Raw genomic sequence first — 4,439 nt, forward strand, 5'->3', positions numbered from 1 at the left:
TCAACGGCGGTTCCGGAGGTGTCGGGTCCTTCGCGGTTCAGATCGCCAAGTCGTTCGGTGCCGAGGTGACGGCCGTGACGAGGACCGACAACGTCGAGCTGGTCCGCTCGCTGGGGGCCGACCACGTCCTCGACTACAGGAAGACCGACTTCGCCGATGGCAACGACCGCTTCCACCTCATCCTGGACACCGTCGGGAACCGATCGGCCCCCGATCTGAAGCGTGCGCTCGCTCCGGGGGGCAAGGTTGCCGTGACCGGGTTCACCAGCGTCGCCAAGTCGATGGCCGTCGCGCTCCGCGGAGGCAAGGATGTCGCGAGGGTCGAGGCGCACGTGGCAACCAGCGACCTCGAGTTCCTGACCGAGCTGATCGAGGCGGGCAAGCTCCGCCCCGAGATCGATCGACGCTACCCCTTCGCCGAGACTCCGGCGGCGATCGCTTACCTGGAACTCGGTCACGCCAAGGGGAAGGTCGTCATAGAAGTGCCGTGAGGAGGCTCTACCCGCGGAGCTGACCCTCGCGGAGCATCCCGATCAGCAGCCCGCGGGTCTGAAGGTGCTCCTCGGCGTCGATCAGCAACTCGGCGAACGTCCGCGAGCGCGGACCAAGCCAGATTTCCTAATGTCAACGCAGTCGTGACCACGGGCGGCGTGGCCTCGGCCACCACCCGAACGACCGGGCCTGAACAGTCCCCCCGCTTCATCGAGGGCGTCATCAGCCTGGCCTGATGACGCTCTTCGCGCGTTCGGAGACCTCGTCGACCAACCTGACGGATCGCGCCCCCGTTCGCTCACTATGATCGTGATCAGCGGCTGAGATCGGGTCTTGACGCTGGTTCTGAGATGTCAGGGGCCTCAGTAATGAGAACACCCCTGGGTGGGTTGGTTGGTTCGGTGGGAGGAGGAGGATTCGAACCTCCGTAGGCATCGCCGGCGATTTTACAGACCGCTCCCTTTGGCCGCTCGGGCATCCTCCCGTGGTGCACTTCCGAGGATAGCGAACCGAGCAGCCACCCCACAGCGGCCGAGGGTAAGCTCGCCGCATGGCCAAAGACCAGTTCTCATTCGACATCGTGAGCGAGGTCGACCTGCAAGAGGTGCGCAACGCGGTCGACCAGACCGGGCGCGAGATCTCCCAGCGGTTCGACTTCAAGGGCACCGACACCTCGATCACCCTGGGCGACGGCACGATCGAGCTGCACTCCGCCACCGAGGACCGCCTCAAGGCGGCGTGGCAGGTGCTGCAGGAACGCGCCGTGAAGCGGAACATCCCGCTGAAGGCCCTGCAAGCAGGGCCGATCGAGGACGCGGCGAAGGGCACCGCGCGCCGGACGATCACGATCGTCACGGGCATCAACGACGAGAAGACCAAGGAGATCTCGAAGTTCGTGCGTCAGGCGGTGCCCAAGATCCAGACGCAGATCCAGGGCGCGCAGGTACGGGTGCTCGGCAAGAGCAAGGACGACCTGCAGGCGGCCATCAGGGCCGTCAAGGAACACGACTTCGGGGTCGCCCTGCAGTTCACGAACTACCGCCCCTGAGCTCGCATTGCGCCGCTGGGGGCCCCACGGGTACCCTGACCCGACTCAGGAGGTGATACGCGTGGACCTCGAACGGCTGAAGGCGCGCGCGGCGGAGATCGCCGACACGGAAACGAAGGTGTGGCTGACGCGGACGACGGCGTCCGAGAGGCTGTACCAGCGAGCGACGAAGTCCCTGCCCAACGGCGTGGTCTCGAACTTCCAGGCGGGCGACCCCTACCCCGTGTACCTCGCGCACGGCAAGGGTTCCACGGTCACCGACGTCGACGGCACCACGTACACCGACTTCCACGGTGGATTCGGCGTGAACGTGGTGGGACACGCACATCCGAAGATCGTCGAGGCGATCAAGAAGGCCGCCGAGGACGCGATCCACTTCGCGGTCACCACCGAGACCACGGTCGCGCTCGCCGAGGAGATCTGCGAGCGGTTCCAGTGCGACCAGATGCGCTTCGTGAACTCGGGCACCGAGGCCACGATGGACGCGATCCGGGTCGCACGAGCGGCCACCGGCCGCGACAAGATCATCAAGATGGAGGGCTCCTACCACGGGCACCACGACTCGGTGCTGTTCTCCGTCGTCCCCGAGGCCGACGTGCTCGACCTGCGTCACAGCGTCGACCAGAGCGGCACTCCCTGGTACACCACGCAGCCGACCTCCAAGGGCGTGCCCCGGGCGCTGTGGGACACCACGATCATCGCGCCGTTCAATGACGCCTCTGCGGTCGAGGCGGCTTTCACCGACAACCCCGGCGAGATCGCGGCGGTGATCCTCGAGCCGGTGATGATGAACATCGGCATCGTGGTGCCGTCCGACGGCTACCTGCAGGCCCTGAAGGACTCGTGCGAGAAGCACGGCGCCGTGCTGATCTTCGACGAGGTCAAGTGCGGCGGCACGATCGCCTACGGCGGCGCCGCGGAGCGCTTCGGCGTCGTGCCGCACCTCGCCGCGTGGGCCAAGGCGATCGGCGGCGGCGCGACGACCGGTGCTTTCGGCGGCGACGCCAACATCATGGAGCACGTCACGAAGGGCGCCGCGCAGCAGGGCACGTTCAACGGCAACCCGTTGTCGTCGGCCGTGGGCCTCGCGGCGCTCACGCAGGTGCTGACCCGCGACGCGTACGACCACCTCGGCAAGCTCGGCACGATGCTCGCCGAGGGCTGCAACCGGGCGATCGCCGATAGCGGCATCCCCGCCCACACGGTCGACCTCGGGGCCAAGGGCTGCGTCTCGTACCGGGCCGAGCCCCTCACGAACTACCGGGACTTCCTCGAGACGATCCCCGACATCTACTGGGCCTCGTACCCGTGGATGGTCAACCGGGGCATCTTCATGACGCCCGGCGACGAGGAGCAGTGGACGGTCTCGGTGCAGCACACCGAGGACGACGTGCAGAAGTACGTCGACGCGTTCGGCGAGTTCTGCCAGGAGCTCAGCTCCTGAGGCGCGGCAGACTGCGCGCAAGCAGCCGCAGGCGGTAGCGCACGAGATCGGGCCGGCCCTCGAGGCCGGCCCTTCGCGTTGCGGAGGTCACATGGACGAGATGCACCGCTACACCGACGAGACCGAGGCCCTCTCCCGCGCGATCGTCGCCTACGCCCGCAACCGCATCGCGAGCCCACAGCCGCTCGACGGATCCGCGAGCGGCGAGGAGCTCTCCCGTCGCGCCGGCGAGACGGTGACGCCCGAGGGCCTCGGTGGTGAGGAGGCGCTCCGCGTCTGGAGCGAGGTGCTCGCCCCCGCCACGATCTCGACCGACCACCCGTCGTCGATGGCGTTCGTGCCGGGAGCGCCCACGAAGGCCGCGGTGCTCTTCGACCTCGTGGTCGGCGCCTCGTCGACGATCGCGGCGGGATGGATCGACGGCGCCGGGGCGATCTGGGCGGAGAACGAGGCGCTGCGGTGGCTCGCCGACCTCGCCGGGTTCCCCGCCGAGGCCGGCGGAGTCTTCGTGAGCGGCGGCTCTGCGGGCAACCTCTCGGCGTTGGTCGCGGCCCGGGCGAACGCCGCGAAACGGCTGGGCGGGCGGCCGCCCACCGGGTGGAAGATCGCCGTGGCCGAGAGCGTCCACTCGTCGGTCGCCACCGCCGCCCGCGTGATCGACGTGGGCATCGTCGACGTGACGGGCGACGAACGCGGGCGGCTCACCGGCGCCGCCCTCGCCTCGAGGCTCGACGCGATCGGCCCGGACGAAGCGGCGAGCGTTTTCGCGGTGGTCGCGAGCGCGGGCGCGACGAACGCCGGAACCGTCGACGACCTCGCGGGCGTCGCCGACGTGTGCGACGCGCGAGGGCTGTGGTTCCACGTCGACGGGGCCTACGGCGGTGCCGGTCTCGCGGCGCCGTCGGTGCGCGACCACTACCGGGGTATCGAGCGCGCCGACTCGTTCATCGTCGACCCACACAAGTGGCTCTTCGCTCCCTACGACTCCTGCGCCCTCGTGTACCGCGATCCCTCGACCGCATACGGGGTCTTCCGGCAGGAGGCCGGGTACCTCGACACGGTGAACCAGCCCGACGCCGCATGGAGCGAGTGGAACCCTGCCGACTACGCCTACCACCTGTCGCGGCGCGCCCGCGGCCTTCCCCTGTGGTTCTCGCTCGCGACCTACGGGACCGACGCGTACCGCGAGGCGATCGAGCGGGTGCTGACCCTCACGCTCGAGACGGCCGAGGAGGTCCGGGCTCGCGAGGAGCTCGAGCTCGTGATGGATCCGGAGCTGTCGGTCGTGCTGTTCCGACGGCTGGGATGGAACGACGCCGACTACGAATCGTGGTGGCGCCGGCTGCTCGAGGCGCAGATCGCGTTCGTGCAACCGACGACGTGGCAGGGCGAGAAGCTCGCGCGGCTGTGCTTCGTGAATCCCCGCACCACGATCGACCACGTGCGCGCGGTGCT

General features: G+C 68.7%; 4 protein-coding genes and 1 tRNA gene. 4 read left to right on the plus strand and 1 reads right to left on the minus strand.

What is annotated here, in order from left to right:
- Positions 1–491, plus strand: a 491-nt coding sequence (locus tag VFI59_03015) for an NAD(P)-dependent alcohol dehydrogenase (protein HET6712662.1), incomplete at its 5' end; no start/stop codon positions are given.
- A gap of 403 nt (positions 492–894) precedes the next feature.
- Here VFI59_03015 and VFI59_03020 read toward each other — a convergent pair.
- Positions 895–976 (minus strand) — tRNA-Tyr (locus VFI59_03020).
- A 66-nt stretch (positions 977–1,042) separates the two neighbouring features.
- Between VFI59_03020 and VFI59_03025 the strand changes: the two genes are divergently transcribed.
- From VFI59_03025 to VFI59_03035, 3 genes are all read left to right on the plus strand, one after another.
- Complete coding sequence (locus tag VFI59_03025; GenBank protein ID HET6712663.1) at positions 1,043–1,540, plus strand: YajQ family cyclic di-GMP-binding protein; 498 nt, start codon at positions 1,043–1,045, stop codon at positions 1,538–1,540.
- Positions 1,541–1,601: 61 nt separating this feature from the next.
- The gene (locus VFI59_03030; protein ID HET6712664.1) at positions 1,602–2,984 is read left to right on the plus strand and encodes an aspartate aminotransferase family protein; all 1,383 of its coding nucleotides are present in this window, start codon (positions 1,602–1,604) and stop codon (positions 2,982–2,984) included.
- 91 nt (positions 2,985–3,075) lie between these two features.
- A partial coding sequence (locus tag VFI59_03035) for a pyridoxal-dependent decarboxylase (GenBank protein HET6712665.1) occupies positions 3,076–4,439 on the plus strand: 1,364 nt, incomplete at its 3' end.

It is taken from the genome of Actinomycetota bacterium, from assembly GCA_035697485.1.
Classification (GTDB): Bacteria; Actinomycetota; UBA4738; order UBA4738; family HRBIN12; genus JAOUEA01.